The organism is Thioclava indica, from assembly GCF_000714545.1.
In the GTDB taxonomy this organism is placed as follows: Bacteria; Pseudomonadota; Alphaproteobacteria; order Rhodobacterales; family Rhodobacteraceae; genus Thioclava; species Thioclava indica.
This window is the reverse complement of the sequence record NZ_AUNB01000051.1, coordinates 61,239-83,483: the sequence shown is the minus strand read 5'-3', so window position 1 is coordinate 83,483 and position 22,245 is coordinate 61,239. Positions and strand designations below refer to the sequence as shown.

General features: G+C 62.4%; 21 protein-coding genes. 7 read left to right on the top strand and 14 right to left on the bottom strand.

Annotated features, from left to right (window positions below; translation table 11 throughout):
• Positions 1-313 precede the first annotated feature (313 nt).
• The 3 genes from DT23_RS14210 (at position 314) to DT23_RS14200 (ending at position 3,788) form a co-directional block, all read left to right on the top strand.
• A complete protein-coding gene (locus DT23_RS14210; protein ID WP_038132249.1) occupies positions 314-2,059 on the top strand; it encodes an acetolactate synthase 3 large subunit in 1,746 nt (581 codons plus the stop codon).
• A 74-nt stretch (positions 2,060-2,133) separates the two neighbouring features.
• Positions 2,134-2,694, top strand: a complete 561-nt coding sequence (gene ilvN / locus DT23_RS14205) for an acetolactate synthase small subunit (protein WP_038132248.1) — start codon at positions 2,134-2,136, stop codon at positions 2,692-2,694.
• 104 nt (positions 2,695-2,798) lie between these two features.
• Positions 2,799-3,788 (top strand): glycosyltransferase family 2 protein, encoded by a 990-nt coding sequence (locus DT23_RS14200; protein ID WP_038132246.1) that lies wholly within the window; start codon positions 2,799-2,801, stop codon positions 3,786-3,788.
• Here the strand turns inward: DT23_RS14200 and DT23_RS14195 are convergent.
• The 5 genes from DT23_RS14195 to DT23_RS14175 all read right to left on the bottom strand — a co-directional run bounded on the left by DT23_RS14195 (position 3,785) and on the right by DT23_RS14175 (position 10,742).
• On the bottom strand, positions 3,785-5,194 hold the full coding sequence (locus DT23_RS14195; RefSeq protein WP_051697313.1) for an O-antigen ligase family protein: 1,410 nt from the start codon (positions 5,192-5,194) through the stop codon (positions 3,785-3,787). The genes DT23_RS14200 and DT23_RS14195 overlap by 4 nt on opposite strands.
• A complete protein-coding gene (locus DT23_RS14190) occupies positions 5,194-7,335 on the bottom strand; it encodes a right-handed parallel beta-helix repeat-containing protein (RefSeq protein WP_038132245.1) in 2,142 nt (713 codons plus the stop codon). The genes DT23_RS14195 and DT23_RS14190 overlap by 1 nt, the downstream gene beginning before the upstream one ends.
• 146 nt (positions 7,336-7,481) lie before the next feature.
• Positions 7,482-8,342: a glycosyltransferase family 2 protein gene (locus DT23_RS14185; protein WP_038132243.1), complete on the bottom strand. Its 861-nt coding sequence runs from the start codon at positions 8,340-8,342 to the stop codon at positions 7,482-7,484.
• Positions 8,335-9,504 carry a polysaccharide pyruvyl transferase family protein gene (locus DT23_RS14180; protein WP_051697311.1) on the bottom strand — a complete coding sequence of 390 codons (1,170 nt, stop codon included), beginning with the start codon at positions 9,502-9,504 and terminating at the stop codon, positions 8,335-8,337. The genes DT23_RS14185 and DT23_RS14180 overlap by 8 nt, the downstream gene beginning before the upstream one ends.
• A complete protein-coding gene (locus DT23_RS14175; RefSeq protein ID WP_051697323.1) occupies positions 9,501-10,742 on the bottom strand; it encodes a Coenzyme F420 hydrogenase/dehydrogenase, beta subunit C-terminal domain in 1,242 nt (413 codons plus the stop codon). Before DT23_RS14175 ends, DT23_RS14180 begins: the two co-directional genes overlap by 4 nt.
• Positions 10,743-10,955: 213 nt before the next feature.
• Between DT23_RS14175 and DT23_RS14170 the strand changes: the two genes are divergently transcribed.
• Positions 10,956-12,359, top strand: coding sequence for an oligosaccharide flippase family protein (locus DT23_RS14170; protein ID WP_051697310.1), 1,404 nt, complete (start codon positions 10,956-10,958; stop codon positions 12,357-12,359).
• Positions 12,360-12,367: 8 nt separating this feature from the next.
• Here DT23_RS14170 and DT23_RS14165 read toward each other — a convergent pair whose 3' ends face one another.
• Genes DT23_RS14165 through atpD form a run of 9 tightly spaced genes read right to left on the bottom strand, consistent with a single transcriptional unit; the run spans position 12,368 to position 18,924 of the window.
• On the bottom strand, positions 12,368-13,213 hold the full coding sequence (locus DT23_RS14165; protein WP_038132242.1) for a F0F1 ATP synthase subunit gamma: 846 nt from the start codon (positions 13,211-13,213) through the stop codon (positions 12,368-12,370).
• Complete coding sequence (locus tag DT23_RS14160; RefSeq protein ID WP_038132241.1) at positions 13,210-14,733, bottom strand: F0F1 ATP synthase subunit alpha; 1,524 nt, start codon at positions 14,731-14,733, stop codon at positions 13,210-13,212. Before DT23_RS14160 ends, DT23_RS14165 begins: the two co-directional genes overlap by 4 nt.
• Positions 14,723-15,457, bottom strand: coding sequence for a F0F1 ATP synthase subunit B family protein (locus tag DT23_RS14155; protein ID WP_038132239.1), 735 nt, complete (start codon positions 15,455-15,457; stop codon positions 14,723-14,725). The genes DT23_RS14160 and DT23_RS14155 overlap by 11 nt, the downstream gene beginning before the upstream one ends.
• Positions 15,458-15,461: 4 nt before the next feature.
• Complete coding sequence (locus DT23_RS14150; RefSeq protein ID WP_038132238.1) at positions 15,462-15,707, bottom strand: F0F1 ATP synthase subunit C; 246 nt, start codon at positions 15,705-15,707, stop codon at positions 15,462-15,464.
• Complete coding sequence (locus DT23_RS14145) at positions 15,707-16,420, bottom strand: F0F1 ATP synthase subunit A (protein WP_038132237.1); 714 nt, start codon at positions 16,418-16,420, stop codon at positions 15,707-15,709. Before DT23_RS14145 ends, DT23_RS14150 begins: the two co-directional genes overlap by 1 nt.
• Positions 16,417-16,707, bottom strand: a complete 291-nt coding sequence (locus DT23_RS14140; protein WP_038132235.1) for an N-ATPase subunit AtpR — start codon at positions 16,705-16,707, stop codon at positions 16,417-16,419. The genes DT23_RS14145 and DT23_RS14140 overlap by 4 nt, the downstream gene beginning before the upstream one ends.
• On the bottom strand, positions 16,704-17,057 hold the full coding sequence (locus DT23_RS14135) for an AtpZ/AtpI family protein (RefSeq protein ID WP_081847207.1): 354 nt from the start codon (positions 17,055-17,057) through the stop codon (positions 16,704-16,706). Before DT23_RS14135 ends, DT23_RS14140 begins: the two co-directional genes overlap by 4 nt.
• A complete protein-coding gene (locus tag DT23_RS14130) occupies positions 17,054-17,464 on the bottom strand; it encodes a F0F1 ATP synthase subunit epsilon (protein WP_038132233.1) in 411 nt (136 codons plus the stop codon). Before DT23_RS14130 ends, DT23_RS14135 begins: the two co-directional genes overlap by 4 nt.
• Positions 17,461-18,924: a F0F1 ATP synthase subunit beta gene (gene atpD, locus DT23_RS14125; RefSeq protein ID WP_038132232.1), complete on the bottom strand. Its 1,464-nt coding sequence runs from the start codon at positions 18,922-18,924 to the stop codon at positions 17,461-17,463. The genes DT23_RS14130 and atpD overlap by 4 nt, the downstream gene beginning before the upstream one ends.
• A gap of 200 nt (positions 18,925-19,124) precedes the next feature.
• On the opposite strand from atpD, the gene DT23_RS14120 reads away from it, so the two are divergent.
• The 3 genes from DT23_RS14120 to DT23_RS14110 are packed head-to-tail and all read left to right on the top strand — an operon-like array spanning position 19,125 to position 22,176.
• On the top strand, positions 19,125-20,297 hold the full coding sequence (locus DT23_RS14120; RefSeq protein ID WP_240473628.1) for an efflux RND transporter periplasmic adaptor subunit: 1,173 nt from the start codon (positions 19,125-19,127) through the stop codon (positions 20,295-20,297).
• On the top strand, positions 20,297-21,502 hold the full coding sequence (locus DT23_RS14115; RefSeq protein WP_038132230.1) for an ABC transporter permease: 1,206 nt from the start codon (positions 20,297-20,299) through the stop codon (positions 21,500-21,502). The genes DT23_RS14120 and DT23_RS14115 overlap by 1 nt, the downstream gene beginning before the upstream one ends.
• Positions 21,499-22,176, top strand: coding sequence for an ABC transporter ATP-binding protein (locus tag DT23_RS14110; protein ID WP_038132229.1), 678 nt, complete (start codon positions 21,499-21,501; stop codon positions 22,174-22,176). The genes DT23_RS14115 and DT23_RS14110 overlap by 4 nt, the downstream gene beginning before the upstream one ends.
• Positions 22,177-22,245: the final 69 nt, after the last annotated feature.

Genomic DNA, 22,245 nt, shown 5'->3' with positions numbered 1-22,245 from the left:
ACAAAGTTGCGAGCCGATCCAGTGCGCGCGCAATATTTCACAAGAAATACACCCTCATGCGACATTTTATGCAGGTTTTGGGCATTGACGCCCCCAGCCCCCGGTCATAATCTCCGCTCGTTCGCAATTGAGAGGAAGCGCTATGCTGGCGATTCTAGTATCTGTCGTAGGAGTCACGCGCATGGGCCGGTAACGGTTTGACCATGAAGGTTCCCATGCGCCCCCGCCAAAGCCGGGGGCTTTTTATTGGCAGATTGATCGCGAGACGCGCAAAGCGGGGGCAGCGCGCCCCAGGCGAGGATGGAGAAGAGATATGGCACGGCAGATGACCGGCGCGAAAATGGTGGTGCAGGCGCTCAAGGATCAGGGCGTCGACACGGTATTTGGCTATCCGGGCGGCGCGGTCCTGCCCATCTATGACGAAATTTTCCAGCAAAATGACATTCGCCATATCCTAGTGCGTCACGAACAGGCGGCAGTGCATATGGCCGAAGGGTACGCCCGCTCGACCGGCAAGCCCGGCGTTGTTCTGGTGACCTCTGGTCCCGGTGCGACCAATGCGGTGACCGGTTTGACCGATGCGCTGATGGATTCGATCCCGCTTGTGGTGTTTTCAGGTCAGGTGCCGACTTTCATGGTGGGCACCGATGCCTTTCAAGAAGCCGACACCGTGGGCATCACCCGCCCTTGCACCAAACATAACTGGCTGGTGAAGGATTCTGCCAAACTGTCGGAAACCATCCATCAGGCGTTCCATGTCGCGACCTCGGGGCGTCCCGGTCCGGTGCTGGTGGACATTCCCAAGGACGTGCAGTTCGCGATGGGCGATTACACCGCCCCGAAACAGGCGCAGGTCGATCATTACCAACCCAAGGTGAAGGGCGATCTGGACGCGATTACCAAAATGGTCGAGCTGATCGAGCAGGCCGAGCGCCCGGTCTTTTACACCGGCGGCGGCGTGATCAATTCCGGCCCCGCTGCGTGCCAGTTGATGCGCGAGCTGGTCGATGCGACTGGCTTTCCGATCACATCGACCCTGATGGGGCTTGGCGCTTATCCGGCCTCGGGCAAGCCGTGGCTTGGGATGCTCGGGATGCACGGTCTGTATGAGGCCAATCTGGCGATGCATGGCTGCGATCTGATGATCAATCTGGGCGCGCGTTTCGATGACCGCATCACCGGCCGCATCCCCGATTTCAGCCCGCGTTCCACCAAAGTGCATGTCGATATCGACGCCTCGTCGATCAACAAGATCATCCCCGTCGATCTGCCGATCCTGGGCGATATCGGCCATGTGCTGGAAGATGTGCTCAAGGTGTGGAAATCGCGCGGGCGCAAGGTCAACACGGCTGGTTTGGCGAAATGGTGGAAGCAGATTGAGGAATGGCGCGCCGTCAAATGCCTCGATTACACCAATTCCGAGAAAACCATCAAACCGCAATACGCGCTGGAACGCCTTGAGGCGCTGACGAAGGGGCGTGATCGCTACATCACGACCGAAGTGGGTCAGCACCAGATGTGGGCAGCGCAGTTCCTTGGCTTTGAAGACCCGAACCGCTGGATGACCTCCGGTGGCTTGGGCACGATGGGCTATGGGTTTCCGGCCTCGATCGGCGTGCAAGTGGCGCACCCCGACGCGCTGGTGATCAACGTCGCGGGCGAGGCAAGCTGGCTGATGAATATGCAGGAACTTGGCACCGCAACCCAGTTCCGCGCGCCCGTCAAACAGTTCATCCTGAATAACGAACGGTTGGGCATGGTCCGGCAGTGGCAAGAGCTGCTGCATGGCGAGCGCTACAGCCATTCGTGGTCCGAAAGCCTGCCCGATTTCGTGAAACTTGCCGAAAGCTTCGGCTGGAAGGGTATCCGCTGCGATGATCCCGCCAAGCTGGACGCAGCAATTCAGGAAATGCTGGATTACGACGGTCCGGTGCTGTTTGACTGCCGCGTCGAGAAACATGAAAATTGCTTCCCGATGATCCCCTCGGGCAAGCCCCACAATGAGATGCTTCTGGCCGCCGATGCCGAGGCCTTCAAGGAAGGCGCGGGGCTGGTCTAAGGCGGACCGGGGGTCACGCCCCCTCCCCGCGCAAGATTTGAAGCAGTTGGAATTTAGATAAGAGGAGAGAGGCAATGGCCGCTCTGAAAATCAAAAAAGGCGCATCGAGCCATTCGGCTTATGATCTGCGCGACAGCCACAGCCAGCTAGAACGCTCGCACACACTGGCGGTGATCGTGGACAACGAGGCGGGCGTTCTGGCGCGCGTGATCGGGTTGTTCTCGGGGCGCGGCTATAACATCGACAGCCTGACCGTCGCCGAGGTTGATCACGCAGGTCACAAAAGCCGCATCACCGTCGTCACCACGGGCACGGAGTCGGTAATTGAACAGATCAAGGCGCAACTGGGCCGCATCGTGCCCGTGCACGAAGTCAAGGATCTGACGGTCGAGGGCAGCCCGGTCGAGCGTGAACTTGCGTTGTTGAAAGTGTCTGGCACCGGCGACAAGCGCGTCGAGGCGCTGCGTCTGGCCGATATTTTCCGCGCCAATGTCGTGGATAGCACGCTGGAGAGCTTTGTGTTCGAGATCACCGGCACGTCCGAGAAAATCGACGCCTTTGCCGAGCTGATGCGCCCCTTGGGCCTGTCCGATGTGGCACGCACGGGGGTCGCGGCCTTGTCGCGCGGGGTCTAAACGCCACACAGGCGCAGGTTTTGCGGGCTTGCGCCTGATCGCTCTGGTCATCGCCGCGCCATTCTGATTCCCTGATCGAAATTCAGCACGGAAAACACCGACCTATGGCAGCGAGCCCCGCCCCAACATCCACCCCGCATCTGGGCGTGGTGATCGTGACTTACAACGCGGCCGACGTGATCGCAGACTGCCTGCGCGCGCTGCAGGCGGCACGGGGCGTGGTGCTGCATGTGGTGGTGGTCGATAACGCCTCACGCGATCACACCAATACGGTTGTGCGCGAGACGGTTGGCCCTGCTTTGCTCCCCCCCGCGCAGGCAGGCGCGCCGGGGATCGCGCTGATCAAGGCAGGCGTGAATGGCGGATTTGCGGCGGGCATCAATCTGGGGCTGGAACGGCTGGCGCGCGTTCCTGAAATTGACCGCTTCTGGCTGCTCAACCCCGACTGTATCGCACCGCCCGACACTGCGCGCCAACTGGCGAGCTATGGCGCGGATGATGCGCAAATCGGGATGATCGCGCATCGCGTGGTCTATGCCGACAAGCCCGAGATGATCCAGATTGACGGCGGCACAATCGACCAGCGCACCGGGATCACGCATAACATCAACCAATTCGCAGATCGCGACACCCCTGCCCCGAACGCCGCCCGGATCGAGTTCGTGACCGGTGCCAGCCTGATCGCCACGCGCGCCTTTTACGAGGCGGCAGGCCCGCTGGCCGAGGATTATTTCCTCTATTATGAAGAAGTCGATTGGGCGCTGCGCCGAGGCACCTTGCGCATCGCCTATTGCCCCGACGCCGTGGTTTTGCACAAAGCCGGCTCGGCCATTGGCTCGCAACGTCTGGGCTCTGTCGCGTCACCATTCTCGCAATATTTCAAACACCGCGCTCGCGCGATGTTCCTGCGCCGCCATTTCCGCCCCGGCCTGATCGGCGGAATGTTCTGGTCGCTCGCCAAGGCGGTACAACTGATCCTGCAAGGCCACGGCGCCGAAGCACGCGCACTATTGCGCGGCTATTTCGGCCTAGCCCCCCCCGCCGCCGTTCTGGCCGCTCTGTCACCCGAGGCACGCGAACGGATCGGGCGTTAGCGGGCCTCGCGGCGATGGGACTGGGCAAAACGGGTATAGGCGTTTTGCGGAACCGCGCGGTGTTCATTTTCGCCGCCCTCCTCTGTCGCCCTCTCCTTTGCGACCTCGGTTAACATCCACATTCCGGCACCGAACAGGAAGAAGGTGAAGGCGTAGATCGATTCCCAGACATAGACAGTGCAAAGCGTGAAAGTCATGCCCGCGAAGGTGAACACCCAAGAGCGACGAAAGCGCTGCATTCGCGCATCGCCGCTAAAATCGCGAAACATCACCTTGAACAGTCCCCAGACATAACCGGCGGTCACGAAGAAGAATCCCGGGATGCCGTAGCGCACGGCCATCACGAGCCAGAAATTATCCATGCTGCCCGAATACATATACCAAGGCCGCACCCAGTCGTTCAGCCCGATCCCAAAGATCGGGTTGGCCCAAACATTTTTCAGCCCCCAATCGAAAATGATCGTGCGCCAATAGGCAGTATGGGCTGAAAAAGTTGCGTAGCTCAGGAAAACCATGACCGGCGACCGGTTCGACAGCAGGTCAACAATGACATAGGCGAACACAAACAGGCCTAATAATATCCACCAACGCCTCTCGAACCGACGCAGCCCCAGATACCAACCGATCAGCGCGATCTGCAAGAGAAGCGAAAGCAAGGCCCCCGAAGAGAGAGCAAGGAACCCGTTCAACAGGATGAAGCCGCTGGCTACGATCCGCCGGGACAGTGATTTGATGCCTTCGAAGGCCACGAATGCAAAGGAAAAAACCACCGAGCAATAAAGACCGAAATGGATGGGATGCGCAAAGGGGCCCTGCACGCGCTCAAGCCCCATTCGCGGATCCTGATAGTTGAACGTGATCGTTCCCACACCGGGGATCTTGTTAATCAATGTTGGAATAAGGCTCGTGCCGGTTTTCGTTTCATACAGAGAGAACGGCGTCATCAGTAGAACTGACCAGATTAGAACGCGTCCGAGAGCGGCAAAATCCTCACGGGACCGGATATAGGCCCGCCCCATCAGATAGCCACCGAAGAACTCGATCCCGACCGACCCCGCTTGCTGGATCACACGGTCAGGGTTGTTCACCGCAAGCGCCACCGACAGCCAGATCGCGTGCAACAAGAATAGCCAATCGACGGCCAGAAGGCGGCCATAACGCCCGCTGAAAAGCTTAATGAACAACGGAACCGCCATCACCATGAGAAACAGACGTGGGCCTGTCAGTGCAAGCGGGCCGACATAGACCTTAAACGGAAACAGTATCGTCAACAGAAAAATCAGAACGGGCCATGGCAATTTCGCCTCGGCCAAAGCTGCATCGGGGAGCGTTTCCGTGCTCGCCTTTTGCGGCCCGACACGTGCCGAGCGCAGCCCTCCGCGCCCCGCAACACCGGCCCGATTCATCACAGCGTCCCCACGACCGCAGGACCGGTGGCGTCCAGCCCCAGCGTCTCCACTTCACCGTGGAAGCTATCGCGTTCACCAAACGGGTTACCCAGTGACAAACCCCAATATTCGATTGGGCGGGTTTCGCCCGAAACCGAGCCCTGCCCGATCAGCGCGCCATCACCGTGGACCTCGAAATGACTTTTCGCGGCGTCATACTCAAAGCTCACGTCATGCCATTTCCCGTCAAATAGCGGGATCCGCTTGGTGCGCAAAAACAGGCGATGGCCGTTGGCAGGCCAGAATTCGACGGTGAAGGTACCCCGCCCCGTCGCCCTGATGATCAGCGATTGATGGATCCGCACGACCTCGCCCGCCGACTTGTAATCACCCATCGCGCGCAGCCGCATCGACAGCTTGAACGTGTTGGAGCCAAAAAACGGCGTGATCATCTTGGCGGGCACGTCGATTGCGCCGCCACCTGCGCCAAATTCCAGCGCACCCGGAGACACGGCGATGGTGGAAAGCACCTTGGGTTCCGCGCCAACATGCGACACGATCCGCCCGATTTCAGGGTCAAACGTCAGCACCCGACTGTCGCGCACAACGATCTGGCCCTGTGCCGAGCGGCTTTGCCCATCTGGCAACATGGCCGTTAGGGTGATGCGATAATTGCCGGGGCGCTCAAAGGTGAATGGCACCCTGGAACCCGCGATCTTGTCGGCTTTGCCGATCTGCCAATCATAGGTGACTTTGGCCGGGTCAACGCCCGCTGGCAGCACGGTTTTGGCTGCATCAAACAGTAGTTCTTTGCCGCCTTCCGGCGTTGCCCCGATGCGCATGACCGGTTGCAGGGTGGCCTTTCGCGCCAACCCGTCCAACTGCGGCGCACCGATACCAGCCCCTGCCAGCGCGCCGCCGGGAAGATAGTCGAAATTGCGCAGATCATCGGGCAGGCCAGTGCGCGCGGCGACGAACAGCGTGTCGTAGAAATTAGGGCGGCTGGGTGAGATATCTTGGATCAGCAGATTGTCTTTCACGCTCCAGTCGGTCTGCCCGACCGGCCCGGCGATTTCGCCCACGACGTTCTTTTCAATCACCACATTACGCGCATCGCGCGCCACCCGGATCTGGGGAATCCATAGCTTGGGGTCGACCTCGACGCCTTGCGAAAATGCGTTATGGATCAGCGTGTTATTGGTAATCTCGACGTGATCGGTTTGCCCCAGCGTGATGCCGTGCAAATGCGCGTTGACGATCACGTTGTCGCGGATCGTCACGTTGCGGTAAAACATCTCGTCGCCCGCTTTGCCGCGATCCACCAGCTCGTTTCGCATCAAGATGGACTGCGTAAACAGCCCCATGCCAGAGTTGAAAATGTTATCCGCAATCAGGATATCGCGGCTGGGACGGGTGGTTCCCGCAGTCCAGAACTGGATCATATCGGCATGATCGGCCAGTAGGGCGGCGCGCAGGAAATCATGGATATGATTGCCCGTGATGGTCACGCGTTCAACCTGCGCGAAGTTCATCCCGTCCATGCGCATGTCGTGAATATCATTGCCGGTGACCGAGATATCGACGCAGTCGCTTACGACCAAGCCCCGGAAAAAGCGTCGAAATTCGTTATTCTCGATGTGTAGATCCGCGGATGCCCGCAGGGCCAGACCAAACGCCGTGGGCAGTGGGTTATGTTCGGGCGAGCCCGCCGTCGGAGGCGCCAGATCACCATCAAACACCGAGTTCTTAATGGTCACATCGCGCGCGGTGAACACCTGAAACGGGCGTAGATTTGCTTTATCATCGGGGGCATAATCGTAGTCAAACAGCAGATCGTCGAAGACCAGATGACTGACCTCGCGCAGGTCCATCCGTTCGATGCGGGCAGGATGCGCGGCGTCGCTTGAGCGAAAGGTGATCGGCTTATCCTCGTCGCCTGCAAGCTTTGACAGGCTCAGCGCTGGGTAGTCGCCCGGTTCCAGCGCGACGACATCGCCCGGTGCAAGTTGGCCGATAACGTTGCTGAGCGCCGCTGCGCCATCAACCGACCAATCGCGCGCCTGCGCAGGGGCCGTCAGCGCCATCGCCATCACGCAGCCCAAAGCGCCCCGCTGGAAAACGCGCGCAATCAGCCCAAAACTGTGCATCTCATGTCGCATATCATTTCGCCTGTCGCGGCCACGTTCAGCGCGGCTCTGCTTACTGCTTGTGTCGATGAGGGTAGGCCCTCAAGAGTGAGTTAAACAAGGTAAACACGGCAAATTCAGGGCGGCAGCGCGGCGATATGTGGCTAATCGGCACTGTTTCACAGATGCCCGAAAACAGCCTGACGCAGCATCCAGCCCATCCGCGCCAGCCGCAAGCGCGCCAGCGTTAGCAATGCGCGCGCCCGCTCGCGGTTATCGCGCAGATCGGGGTGGCGCAGCACTTTGGGGATATGGGCAAGGATCGAGAGCGGCATCAACAGCGCCTTGCCCGCCCATGTCAGACGCTCCAGCGGGGCCGATCCGTTCACGCCGAACCCCTCTTCGCTTAGCCGCCGCCATTTGCGCGCAAGCGCCGCCCAGTCCTGACGCGACGGGTGTCCCACGCGCAGCCCCTCGGCGTAGACCAGCTTATAGCCCTTGGCGGTCGCGCGGCGGCACCAATCGAGATCTTCGGACAGCCCGGCGATGAACGGCCCCGTGCCCTGATACACATCGCGCCGCGTCAGCAGATTGCCGGTGCCGGAAAAGCCCTTTTCCTCAATGTAGCGGCGGAAATCAAAGGCAAAAACCGTCTCGAACGCCTCTGCCCCGGATCGCGGCGGCGGGGTTTCGTCAAACACCGCGACATGCCCGCCCACCAGATCGCCGCGCTCCATCACGGCAAACGCCGTCGCGATCCAATCAGGAGCGGCCACACAATCGCTGTCGATGAAAAACAGCCGCTCGGCCGTGGTTTCAGCCACGCCGCGGTTGCGCGCCTCGGCGGCGCCTTTCTTGGCCTCGGTGACGATGTGCAGATCGGGAAAGGCCGCGCGCACCGGAGACAGATCGACGGTAGAATTGTTATCAACCACGATCACTTCGCAGCGCGCGTCAATCTGGGGGGCAAGAACCTCAAGGCAGCGGATCAGGCGGACCACATCGTTGTAATGGGGAATGATGACAGCAGCTTCAGCCACGGATGCTCTCCAACTGGGCGAGCAGCGCCGCGTCATAGGCCCCGAGCCGCTCCAACCCCTTGGCCAGCGACTCTTTCATCTCGCCCGCCAGCGTGTCGCGCATCAGGTAGCCTTCGGTTACGGCTGCGAAAACACCGTCCTCGTTGGTGTTGGTGCAGTCAACGGTGCGGGTATAACCCAGCGTGCCAAACAGCCCCGCAAACTTGCGGCTATAGGCCATCGGCACCACCGGAACACCGCTGGAAAACGCCGCGATACAGGCATGCATCCGCGCGCCGGTAAAGAAATCGAGCCCCGCGATGTAGGATTTCGCAGCGCCGGGGCTGTCAAACGCAGGTGCGCAGATCACGCCATGCGTCTTTGCCAGCGCCTCGCAAGCGCGCAGGTCGTCCTCGATCACCATCGGCCCGCTTGGCACAATGACATGGGGCACCAGATGGACCTCGGCCCCCTGCCCTTGAAACCACGCGATCAGCCGCGCGATCAGCGCCGGATAATCAAGGCTCATGCCGAAATCATTGCCGCCCTGATAGCCCCCCGCCATCAACAACCCCGAGACGTTAATCCCAACGCGCGGCGCACCGCCCTGCGCCATTTCAGGGGGTTGATAAGGCAGTCGCAGCGCCAGATCAGAGGCCGCCACCACCTCGCCACGATAGCCAAGTGCGCGCAACGCCTCGCCCGAGCGCTCATCACGCGCCGCCACCAGCGCCGAGCGGTTCAGCGATATCCGCGCCAGCCATTTCGACCAGCGTTTTGAAAACGGCCCGATCGTTTGCGGGGCGACGACCAAAGGCGTGCCCGCGAGATGCGCCGCGAATTTCATCCAGAACATCCGGATCAGCCGTTTCGCGCCATAAATATCGGCAAAACTGTCGCCGCCGCCAACATCAATCACGAGATCAGACGCTTTAACAGTGGCGAACAAGCCCTTGGGCGATTTGAGGAAAGCGCCATCGACCTCGATCAATGTCAGATCATCGCCCGAGACGTAAGGCGCGCGCGCATCCTTCCAGTCCAGCACCGTGATCGCGATCTCGCGCCCGATCTGCCGCCCCAGTTTGCGCAGCAGCGCGATCTCGGACACCGTCAACGCCCCGACGCCCAAATTGTCTGAACGCGTCGAGTGAAAGATCAGGCAGACACGCAGCGCGCGGCTCATTTCGGCCTCGTAAATGCGCGTCGGATTGTGCCTGCGAAGTTACGCAAATTCCGCGCAATCGGGTTTTGTCGCGCACAGGCGCGCAGGTCCATCCCGACATAAACCGGCACCGGGCGCGCCATCAGACGCAGCGCGGCAAGACGCGCAAATAGCGCGCGGCGGCGTTCGCGTTGACCGGGCTGGATCGCGGCAAGATCGGCCACATCGAAGGGCTGCGTTTGCACCGCGCCTGCCGCTTCGGCCTGCGCCAAAATCTCGGCCCCAAGACGCGTGCGCGCCACGATCAGACTGACGCCGGGGGCCTCGTCAAAAAGCGGGTAGCCCTTGGCATCGGCCTGCCACGCATCGGCGCAAACCAGATCGGCGGCGACGCCCGTGCCATCGGCGCAGATCTTGCAGCGATGCTGAACGTGATGCGCCAGCACCCCGCCCCAAGCCGCGTGATAGTCTAGATCGCGCGTGCTGCCATCCTGCAAGGTCGCCGTTGCGCGCCCCGGCCAGCCATTGCCGCGATAGCGAAATGCCGCAAGCTGATCCGCCGGAACGCCCATTTTGTCCAGCAATTCCTGCGCGCCCGTCGCACTGGGAACGCCCGCACAAAAGAATGACAGGATCACCGGAAAGGCGCGCGCCACAGCCGGATCGCGCAGGCTGAGCGCACGCAAAGCCGCGCAATCGCAGGGTTTCCCGATGAAGGCATAGCGCCGTCCCGACGCCAGATAATCAGCCAAATCCGTAAGCGGACTGGAGGGCGCATAGCGCGAGCCTGCCGCCTGTGCCACTTGTTCGGGCGTTTCGCTAATACGCGTGCGGTTGCCTGTTGGATTGGCGGGATCGGCCTCGATCTGGATCACTCCATCGACCCGCGCCGAGGTCAAAAGATGCGCTGCCAGCGCCGACAACGCGCCCCCCGAGGCCCCCGCGAACCGCAGGTTTTCATCGCGCGCCCAGCCGGTGACCATCTGTCGATACGGCCCCCAAAGCGGGTCACGCCCCTCGCCTGCGCGCGCGCTGGTTTGGCCCAAACCGGGGCAACTGGCCGTGATGCCAGCCTCTTGCGGCCCGCTCAGATCAGCAGTTTGCACCGGACGGGGAAAGCCGGGCGGGGTCATCTCCATCGTGATCCGCCCCGGAGCCAGCCCCGCACACAGCCCGCAGCCCGCGCATAGATCGCCTTTTGCAACACGCAAAAGCGCGGCACTGGGGCCAGTAAAGGGAGTGTTTTTTGCGCTGGTCATGCTCGGCCATTCTTGTTTTGCAAAGAGTTCAACAGCAAGACAGCCAAGCTGACAAGCCCAATGCGCCCCACAGCGTTGCGAGCATGTCACAACAGCCACAGCCCCCGCTTGACCAAAACCCGACAAGCGCCGAAACTTGCCCCAAAGCAAACCCGTCCCTTGCCGTCGCGTCATTCGATGCCGCGCGCAGACGCCGCGAGGCCCGATCCATTCATGCTGCGCACCGCACTGTTTATCCTGAGCGGGAATGCCGCGACCTCGGCTTTGCTCCTGGCGCGCAACCTGTTGTTGGCCCGGTTGATCCCGGTGGCCGATTACGGAGTCGCTGCGACGTTTGCGATGGTGATGGCGGTGCTGGAAATGGCCTCGACGCTGGAGCTGCATCAGCAAATCGTGCAATCGCCGCGCGGCGATGATCCGCGCTATCAAGCCGCTTTGCAGGGGTTTCAGGTGCTGCGCGGCATGCTTTCGGCGGTAGCGCTGCTGGTGCTGGCGGGGCCGATCGCCGATTTCATGGGCATACCGCAAGCCACCTCGGCCTATCGCTGGCTGGCGCTGATCCCGTTGCTCAATGCGCTGCAACATTTCGACATTCACCGCGCCCAGCGCGACGGGCGGTATTTGCCGGTACTGCTAACGGGCACCCTGCCCGCTTTCGGCGCGCTACTGGCGCTATGGCCCTTGGCACGGTTCTTTGGCGATTGGCGCGTCGCGCTTTGGGCGATGCTGATTTACACGGCCCTTGGGCTGATCACCTCGCATCTTATGGCCGAGCGGCGCTATCGGTTGCGGCTGGACCGGATCGAGATGCGTCAATCCATGGTGTTTGGCGCGCCGCTATTGGTCAATGCGGCGATGATGTTTCTTGTGTTTCAGGGCGATAAGGTGATTGTCGGGCGCTTGGCCGGGATGGAAGCGCTGGCGCTTTTCGCGATGGGGGTCACGCTGACGCTGACGCCAACCTTGATCGGGGCAAAGACGATCCAGCATTTCTTTTTGCCCAAGCTGGCCGCCGCACGCGCAGCCGGTCAGCCTGATGTCCAACGTCATCTGAGCAAAGCCGCGTTCGAAGCTGCTTTGCTGACCGGGTCGGTTCTGATGTTAGGGGTCTTTTTGCTGGGCACGCCGGTGATCCACCTGCTTCTGGGTGCTAAATACGCCAGCCTCAGCGCGCTGCTCATTCCCTTTGCAGTGTTGCAATCCGTGCGCGTGGCCAAGACCGGGCCGACGGTGGTCGCGCTGTCGGTCGGCCAAAGCAGCAATGGGATGTGGGGAAACCTGCCGCGCGTGCTCATCTTGCCGCTGAGTTATCTGGTTCTGCGCGAGACCGGATCGTTCGTGTTCGTGATCTGGCTTTCGACGGCAGCCGAGGCCATGGGGCTGGCGCTGTCTCTATGGCGGTTGCACCGGATCAGCCCCCTGCCGCGCATCTCTGCGCCCCTGCTGACGAGCGCGCTGACCCTGATCTCCATCACGGCTGCGACCCATTTCGCCCCGCTGCAAGGCCTTGGCGTTAAGGTCGAGCTGTTGATGGCGCTGGCGCTGATCGGAATACACGTGCTGTCGATGACAGGGCTGCGGAGCTATTTCACCGCGCGATCCCCCGATCAGGCCTAACACCCCGCTCAGCCACCCTCGCGCGCGGTGCTGGCGCCGGTGCCCAGTTCGATGATTTCGGCGGTGATGGCCTCTTGGCGCACGCGGCGCAGGGTGGCCTCGAACACATCAAGTTCGCGCGCGATCTGGCTAGCCGCCGAGGTCATCGATTCCATGCGCGCCTCGTTTTCGGCAGCAAAGGCATGCAGCGCCGCTTTGCAGATGCGGGCATGCACATATTCTGCGCCCAGACTGGCCAGCAGCGTCGGGGCGGGCAGTTGCGTCAGCGGCGGCGTGGCGGTCGGGGCGTGTATATCTGTGAGGTCGATCGGGAATAGCGGGCGGCGAATGATCTGCGTGCGCCCGCCTTCCCAGCGGGCGTAAACGACATCAAGGCGATCGAACTGCCTTGCGTCCAGCGCACGGTAGATCGCCTGCGTGATCGTGTCGGCCAGCTTGGGAATGCCGGGCGAATGCGAGGGCATCGGCGCGCTCCAATAGGGGGTAATCTCGCGGGAATGGGCAATCGAAAGCCCGCGCGTTCCGACCACCAACAGGTCAGACGTGCCCAGCGCGTCGTGAATGCTTTCCAGCACCCGCTCGCTGAACGCTCCGGCAAAGCCCTGCTCGGCCAAAAACACCAGCAGCCCCAATCGCCCCTCCCCCTGCGCCAGTGCGGCGGGGCCTGCGGGTTCCGCAGGAAGGATACGCGCCATCGCGGTGCAAATCGTTGCAGCGTAGCTGTCCACCGCCTCCATCTGCGTGCGGGCACTGCGCGCGCGCGCTGCGGCGATGCCCTTCATCGCGTTCACCACCGCGCCCAGTTGGCGCACCCCGGCGATCCGCGCGCTGACTTCGGCCAGGCGCTCGGTCATGGGGTGGGCTCGGCGGGGGTCAGCGAGGCAATGAGACGCGCCATCGCGCCGCTCAAAGCGGTTTTTGTCGCGTCATCCAGCGTGCTGCCGCCCGCAATCGCCTGCACGGCTTGGGCCGCATCGTGATCCAGCGCGGCGGGCAGCCCCGAGCGAAACGCGGCTACAAGCGGTGCGGGCAGCGCATCAAGCAGCCCCGTTTGCACCGCCAGCATCAGCGCCACCTCGTCGACAAGGCGGAACGGCAGGTGCTGGGGCTGGCGCAGGGCCTCGCGGATGCGCCCGCCTCGGGTAAGTTGCTGGCGCACCCGGCCATCGGGCATGCCGCCAAAGCGGGTAAAGACCTCAAGCTCCAAGAACTGCGCATAATCAAGGCGTAGCGTGCCCGCCGCCTTGCGCAGCACCGGGGCCTGCGTCTTGCCCCCGACCCGGCTGACGCTAAGGCCGACATCCACGGCGGGTTTCTGGCCCTGATGAAACAGCGCCTGATCCAGCACAATCTGCCCGTCGGTGATCGAGATCAGGTTGGTCGGGATATAGGCAGACAGGTTGCCCTGATCGGTTTCCGCAATCGGCAGCGCGGTCAGCGATCCGCCGCCCCGTTCAGGCGAGAGTTTCGCAGCCCGCTCCAGCAACCGCGCATGGATATAAAACACATCGCCCGGATAGGCCTCGCGCCCCGGAGATTGGCGCGTGAGCAGCGCGATTTCACGATGGGTGGCGGCATGTTTGGACAGGTCGTCAATCACGATCAGCGCGTGCTGGCCCTTGTCGCGGAAATATTCCGCCATCGTCATGCCCGCATAGGGCGCGATCCATTGCAGCCCCGGCGCGTCGGACGATCCCGCGACCATCACGATGCAGCGCGCGAAATTGCCCTGCGCCCGCAAGGCGTCGATGGCGCGGCGCACGCTAGAGGTTTTCTGCCCCACCGCGACATAAACACAGATCATGTCGCTGTCGCGCTGTGCGATCAGCGCGTCGATCCCCAGCGTGGTCTTGCCGGTAGAGTGATCGCCCACGATCAGCTCGCGTTGCCCACGCCCCAGCGCAAATAGCGTATCCACCACCACGATGCCCGTCTGCACCGGTTCGGTGACCAGATCGCGCTCGATGATCGAGGGTGCGGGGCGCTCGATCGGCCAGCGATCCTGCGCCGCGATCGGGTCTTTGCCATCCAGCGGGCGGCCCAGCGGGTCGACGATGCGGCCCAGCAGCGCCTCACCCACCGGCACGTTGACCACCTCGCCCGTGCCGCGCACAGTATCGCCGGCCTCGACATCACTCGTGCCATCCAGCAAGACGCAGCCGATCCGATCCGCATCAAGGACCCGCGCGAACCCGACCTGACCGCCGCCAAAATGCAGCACCTCATCAAGGCGCACATCGCGCAGCCCCGAGACCAGTGCCACACCGTCGCCGATTTCTTCGACAACGCCTTGATGCTCGGCGTGCGGACCAAGCTTGGCACGCGCGACCTTGGTGCGCGCGGCGTCTATCCAGTTGGGTGCGTCAGTCGGCATGGCGCATCTCCTTAAGGATCGCCGCCAGATCCGCTTGCCAGCTATTGTGCAGCACGAAATGATCACTGCGCAGCTCGTAGCCCGCGATCAGCGCGGGATCCGTGACGAAATTCAAAACCACCGCCTCGCCCAATGCCTGCTGCACGGCGCTGGTGATTTCGGTCTTGGCATCGGCGCTTGGATCGGCGGGACACATCAGGTCAACGCGCTTCGCCGCAACCAGCGCAGCGCGGTCTTGTGCTGGCAAATCGCCAATCGCATCGGTCAGCTTTTGCAAAAACGCCGCTTGCACAGCCTCACCCGGCAACTCGCCCAGCAGCTTGCGCGCAATATCGACCGCCAATTCACCGGCCTGCGCGTTCATTGTCTCGCGCGCGGTGTCTGCCTCGCGTGCCATATCACTGCGCGCCGCTGCCATGATCGTCTCGGCTTGGGCATGCGCCTCGCTTTGGGCGTCGGCCTTGATGGCAAGGGCGGCATCCTTGGCCTCGGCCAGAACCTTGTCACGCTCTGCCGCGATCCCGGCACGCGCCGCCGTCAGCTCTGCCAGCGCGGCATCCGCCTTGTCCTGCGTGGCTTTGGCATCCCCCAGCAGCGTTTGCGCCGCCGCTTGGCGTCGCGTGATCGCCGCTGCAACCGGGCGCCAGAACACCCGCGAGAGCAGCCAGATCAAGATCACCGCATTGAGCGCCTGAAGCCCCAAACCCCAAAAGTCGAAATTCATCGGATCACGCCAGCAGCGGGTTGGCAAAGAGCAGCAACAACGAGATCACAAGGCAGTAAATCGCCGTTGTTTCAATCATCGCAAGCCCGACAAACAGCGTGCGCGAGATCGTGTTGGCCGCCTCGGGCTGGCGCGCGATCGCATCCATCGCAGCCGCCACGGCACGGCCCTCGGCCAATGCTGGACCAATCGCGCCAAACGACACGGCAAAGGCCGCGCAGACGATACTGGCAATAGAAAGATAATCCATCAGCTATCCTTTTTCTGAAGGGAGGTTTCGGGGTCGGGGTCTGCGGGGCCATGTGCGCCTTCCTCGACCGTGGCGGCAATGAACACCATCGCCAGCACGGCAAAGATATAGGCCTGCACCAGCCCCGTCAGCAGATCGAGCGCCATCAGCGGGATCGGCACCAACAGCCCCGCCAGCGAGGCGACAATACCGATGACGAACACGCCGCTCATGACATTGCCAAACAGGCGCACGAACATTGAAAACACCCGCGTCACGCTTTCCAGCATATTGAGCGGGATCATCACCGGATTGGGCATCGCGAACGAGCGAAGATATCCGCCCACGCCAGCCCCACGCACGCCAAACCAGATCACCGAGAAAAACACCAGCGCCGCCAGCGCGGCATCGGTTTCCAGCTTGGCGGTGGGGGGCTCGACGCCCGGTATCAACGAGGACCAGTTCGCCACGAGGATGAACACAAACAGCGTGCCGATAAAGCCGCGATAGGGCGCGGGCGCGGCCCCGGTCGTTTCGCGAATCTGCGTATCAAGCGTGTCCACCAGCAACTCCAGCGCGACCTGCCGCTTGCTCGGGTGCAGCGATAGCCTGCGCGTTAGCAGATACGCGCCGATGACCAGCACGGCCATGATCACCCATGTCATCACAATCGCCTGCGTGATCGCGACGGGGCCGATATAAAACAGGGCGGCGGATTCAAGCGGCGAGTTCATGGCGTGGCCCTTTTCGCTTGGCGCACCATCAGCGATTTAGCCACCAGCACCCCCGCGAGCGCCGCCAGTAACGCCAGCCCGCCCGCCAACACGGCAAGATAAAATCCCGCCCCCAACAGCGCCAGCCGGCCCAGCGTCAGCGCCAGTGCCAGCAGCGGACTGCCACCGCGCACGATCATATCCGCCGTTGCGCGCATCGCAGCGAAATAGGCATAGCCAAGCCCCAACCCGCCCAGAAAACACAAGGCGAGCAAGATCGGCAGGGGCATCGCAGTCAGATCGCTCATTTCGAATTCATCCATTTCCAAGCCGAGTAGAAGCCGACGCACAGCCCGAGAACCATGCATGGCGCGCTCCAGAAGATTCCGGTGCCATAGCGCGCATCAAGCCAGCGCCCAAAGAACAGCCCCGCAAGCGTGGGCAGCACAAAGATCCAGCCAAGCACGCCGATCTGCGCCAGACGGCGGCCCACCGACATATCACCCTCGCGCAGCCAGCGGTCGCGGCGGTCGCGACGCCGACGTGTCTCAATGACCAGCGGGTCGTTCTCAGTATCGTTCGGCTCAGTATCGTTCGGCTCGGGGTCGTTTGGCTCAGTGTCATTTGGCTTGGGGTCTTTTTGATCGGGCGGGGTCATCGGAACTCTCCGCTATCGGGGCGGGGCTGCAAGTGGCTGATCATGTGGCGCAGGGCGTTGAGTTGCAGCCGCATCCCCTCGACATGTTCGGTGCGCTCGACGTCAATATCGGCGCGAAAGCGGGCCAGAACCTCGCGATCCAACGTCGCGAGATCGGTGCCAATGACGGCCTCTCGTGTGGCGATGGCGATGCTGTCCCCGCCCGAGACGGTCAGCACCCCGCCGCGCAAGGCGCAGAACCCCTCAACCTCACCCTTGCGCCAACTGGCAATCGAAATCGCCAGCGCGGTCAGAAACGGGGCGTGGCCTTGCAGAATGCCGAAACTGCCGCTGGCATCCTCGGCGCGCAGGCTGTCGATGTCTTGGTCCACGACGACGGATAGCGGGGTGACAATGCGCAGCCTCATGATGTGGCCTCGGCTGGCGCAGGTGCCGGGGTTTGCGCCGCAGCCTCTTTGCGCCGCGCATCCTCAAGCGTGCCCACCATGTAAAGCGAGCTTTCCGACCAATCGTCGGCTTCCCCCTCCAGAATGGCGCGACAGCCTGCCAGCGTATCGGTCAGGGCAACGCTGGCCCCCGGCGTGCCGGTGAACGCCTCGGTCACCATGAAAGGCTGCGTCAGGAAACGCTGCAAACGGCGCGCGCGCGTCACGATCTGGCGGTCAGCAGCGCCCAGTTCCTCAACCCCCAGAAGCGAGATGATATCGCTAAGCTCGCGGAACCGCGCGAGGGTGCGGCGCACCTCTTCTGCGATGTCGTAATGCGCCTGCCCCACCACCAGCGGGTCCAGCAGCATCGAGGATGATCCCAGCGGATCAATCGCGGGATAAAACCCCTCGGCGGCCTGCGCGCGCGACAGCACGATCACGCAATCCATATGGCTGGAAATCGTCGTGACAGCCGGGTCGGTAAAATCATCGGCAGGCACATAAACCGCCTGAATCGCTGTGACCGCAGAGCCCGCCACGGACGCGATGCGTTCCTGCAAGCCCGCCACTTCGCTGGCGAGCGTCGGCTGATAGCCCACCCGCGACGGCAGGCGGCCCAGCAGGCTGGACACCTCGGCCCCCGCCTGCACAAAGCGAAACACGTTATCCATCAACAACAACACGTTGCGGTGGTTTTGATCGCGAAAATACTCCGACACGGCCAAGGCGGTCAGCGGCGCACGCCAGCGCGCACCGGGGGGTTCGTTCATCTGGCCATAGACCAGAACGGTGCGTTCCAGCACGCCCGAACCGTTCATCTCGGTCAGCATTTCATGGCCCTCGCGAGAGCGCTCGCCAATGCCCGCAAAGACCGAAATACCTTCGTATTTTTCGACCATGGCGCGGATCAGCTCCATCACGAGAACGGTCTTGCCAACCCCTGCCCCGCCAAACATCGCAGCCTTGCCGCCCTGCGCCATCGGCGTGAGCAGGTCGATCACCTTGATGCCGGTCTCAAAGATATCGGTGCTGCCGGTCTGCGTCTTAAGCAGTGGCGGGCGGGCATGGATCGGGCTGCGCGGCGTATCTGCGGGCAAGGCCGGGCCGTTATCCTGCGGCTCGCCGATGCAATCAATCAGGCGGCCCAGAACTGCCTCGCCAACGGGCACCTCAACCGCGCGTCCCGTCGCGCGCACCGCCACATCGCGCGCCAAACCAGCAGTCGATTGAAACGCCACGGCGCGCAGCGTGTGCAAATCAAGATGGCTGTGCACCTCAAGGATCAGCGGCGTCGGGCGGTCCCATTGCACCACCAGCGCAGAGTTGATCGCGGGCAGGTCCGTGCCGTCAAAGACGACATCCACCACGGCCCCGCGCACGGCATGCACCCGGCCCTCTGGTAACGCGTTTGCTGGGAGATGGTCGTGTGTTTCAACCATACGTACCCTGCCTTTCCGCAACGATTCGTGTCTTCCTCCCCGCGCAACCTTACGCCCTGTGACGCGATGCTCAATTGATTTCGATCACTCTTTGCGCTTTGATCCTGATCCATATCAACGCGCGCGGCCCTATCCTATGCAACCAGTTCGGGCGCGCTGATCGTATTGTCGCACAAAGAATTTAGCGGAGTGTCGTGACCTTGGACAAGCAGACAAAGCATGCGAGCACGCACGATCGGGCGCCCTCGCTGACGACGCCCTCTGAACCCGCGGTGCCTGCGCTGCGCCCGGACGCCCCCGCGCCGCACCCTGTCGCCATGCGCAAGCGGCGTTGGCTTTGGGCGGGGATTGGCGCGCTGGTCATCGGGCTTGGCGTGGCGGGGTATCTGCAACCTTGGGCCAACAAAACCACAAGCGTTGTCGTCGAGACCGCCACGCTTGCGCCTGTGACGCGCGTGCTTGCCGTCAACGGTCGGATCGCGCCGGTTCACTCGGTCGATATTCGCCCGCTTGTCGGGGGCAAGATCGACTCGCTCCTCGTGGAGGAAGGCGATGTGGTCAAGCCGGGTCAGATCTTGGCGCAGATCGACGCCAAAACCCAGAACGCGGTGATCCGTCAGGCGATGGCAGGGCTGGACGCAGCGCTTGTCGCAAAAGAACAGGCGCGCGTGTCGTATGAACGCTCGCTCGCGCTTGGCGGCAATGTTGCGCGCAGCGTGCTGGAAAATGAGGCCCGCGCGCTGCAATCGGCTGAAAACGAGGTCGCGCGCATGACCGCTCTGCTCGATCAGGCGCAGATCGTTTTGCAAAACCACACGATCAGCGCCCCGATCGCAGGCAGTGTTGTCGTGCTGAATGTCGATCCCGGTCAAATCGTTGATCCCGCAACGCTTGTTCTGAGCCTTGCCGATCTGAACGATCCGGTGGTCGAAACCGATGTCGATGAGGCTTATGCCCGCCAGATCGCGCTGGACCAGCCCGCCGTGTTGCAACTGGTGGGCGAAACCGCGACCCGCGCGGGCCATGTCAGCTATGTTGCGCCGCGCGTGGATGTCACGACCGGCGGTTTGGCCGTGAAGGTCGCCTTTGATACGCCCGTCACCGCCCCGCTTGGGCTGACGGTTGCGACCAATATTATCGTGGATCAGCGCGACGCGGCGCTGACCGTTCCGCGCAGCGCAATTGTGACGGGGACCACGGGCAGTTCCGTCTTCGTGGTCACGGATGGCACCGCTCATCTGCGCCCAATCGAGACCGTGGAATGGCCCGCCGCGCGCTTGATCGTGACAAAAGGGCTGGCTGCAGGCGATGAGGTGATCGTCGATGCGCAAGGTCTGAAAGATGGCCAAGCCGTGACTGCGGAGCAGCCCTGATGCTTTACGCGCTGAAAATTGCGGCCCGCTACCTGACGGCCAACCTCGCACAAACCGCGCTACTGGTGACGGGTGTCGCGGTGGGCGTGTTCATTTTTATCTTCATGTCGGCCCTCATCGGGGGCTTGGCCGAATTCATCCTGGCGCGCACCGTGGGCGATATTTCCCACATCACGATTGAGGCCGAGGATGCCGATCCCGCCTTGCTGATCGCGCCGCAGGGGCAGGTTTTATTCGTCGCCGAACCGGGGCAAACGCGCACCGCCACGCTGGCCGAGGCAGCGACCTGGCTGCCGCTGATCGCGGGCGTTCCGGGCGTCAAGGCGGTCTCGCCTCAGATCACCGGCGCGGGCTTTCTGACGCGGGGCGCGCAGGTCAGTCAGGTCAGCGTAAGCGGGATCGAGCCGGGGCGCGAATCCGCGATCCTCGATCTGGATGGCTACATGGTCGAAGGCTCGGCGCGGCTGGGTTCGGGGCTGATCGTTTTGGGGCGTGAATTGGCGGATGATCTGTCACTGTCACTGGGGCAAAGCGTGCGGCTGCAAAGTTCAAACGGGATCACGATGGTGCTGACGCTGAGCGGCATTTTCGAGACCGGCAATGGCAGCATGGACAAGGCGCGCGCCTTTGTCAGCCTCTCAAGCGCGCGCACTTTGTTTGCGATGCCCCAAGGGGTGACGCGCATCGAGATCAAGCTGTTTGACCTGAACGCTGCCGATGCCACGGCGCTGCGCATCCGCGCGCTGACGGGCCTTGATGCAGTGTCATGGACCGATGGCGCGGCACAACTGATGGAGGCGCTGGATGCGCAATCCCAGACCGGCTATTTCCTCAAAGGGTTCGCGCTGCTGACCATCGTGATCGGCGTGGCCTCGGCGCTGCTGCTGTCGACCTATCGCCGCCGCCCCGAAATCGGGATCATGCGCGCGATGGGGGCGCCACGCGGCTTTGTGGTCTTTGTCTTTGTCACACAAGGCGCGCTGGTGGGGTTGTTGGGGGGCATCATGGGGGCCGGACTTGGCTATCTCGCACTGCTACCCTTTCCATCGCGCGAGGCGTTTCGCCCCGGCACCCTGCCGCTTGATATCACGCAAGGCTCGTATGGGCTGGCGATTACCCTGACTGTGATCGGCGCGATTTTAGCCTCGATCTTACCGGCGCGCTCGGCGGCCAAGGTCGATCCGGTTACGGCGATCGGCCAATGAGCGCGCTTCTTGAGGTCAACGATCTGGTGAAAACCTTTGGCACGGGCGAGGCCGCAACGCGTGTGCTGCGCGGCCTTGATCTGACGCTGAACACCGGAGAGATGGCGGCGTTGCTTGGTCCTTCGGGATCGGGCAAAAGCACCTTGCTGACGATCCTTGGCACTTTGATGAAGCCGACATCGGGGCGCTATCAGATGCTGGACCATGACCTGATCGCGGCAGAGGATCGCGAGTTAACCGAGTTTCGAAATCGCCATATCGGCTTTGTTTTTCAATTCCACAATCTGCTGCCCGACTTCACGGCGCTGGAAAATGTGATCTTTCCCACTGCCGTGCGCGATGGGCGTGAAACGCCAGCGGCGCGGGCGCGCGGTGCCGATCTGTTGGTGCGCATGGGGCTGGCCGAGCGCATCCATTTCCCCACGGCCAAACTCTCGGGCGGGCAAAAGCAACGCGTCGCGGTGGCGCGCGCGCTGATGAACAGCCCCGAACTGGTGCTGGCGGATGAGCCGACGGGCAATCTTGATCGCGCCTCGGCCTTGCAGGTGATGGAGCTGATCGGGCAGATCAACCGCGAGGAAGGCACGACGTTTCTGATCTCAACGCATGACGACAAAATCGCCGCCGCCTGCCAGCGTCAGATCGTGGTCTCGGATGGGGTGGTGACGGGGTAACGCGTGGCGTTACGCGACAGATCGGCGCTTCATCCGGATCAATCCTGCGCTCATAGCCATTTGCCCCTA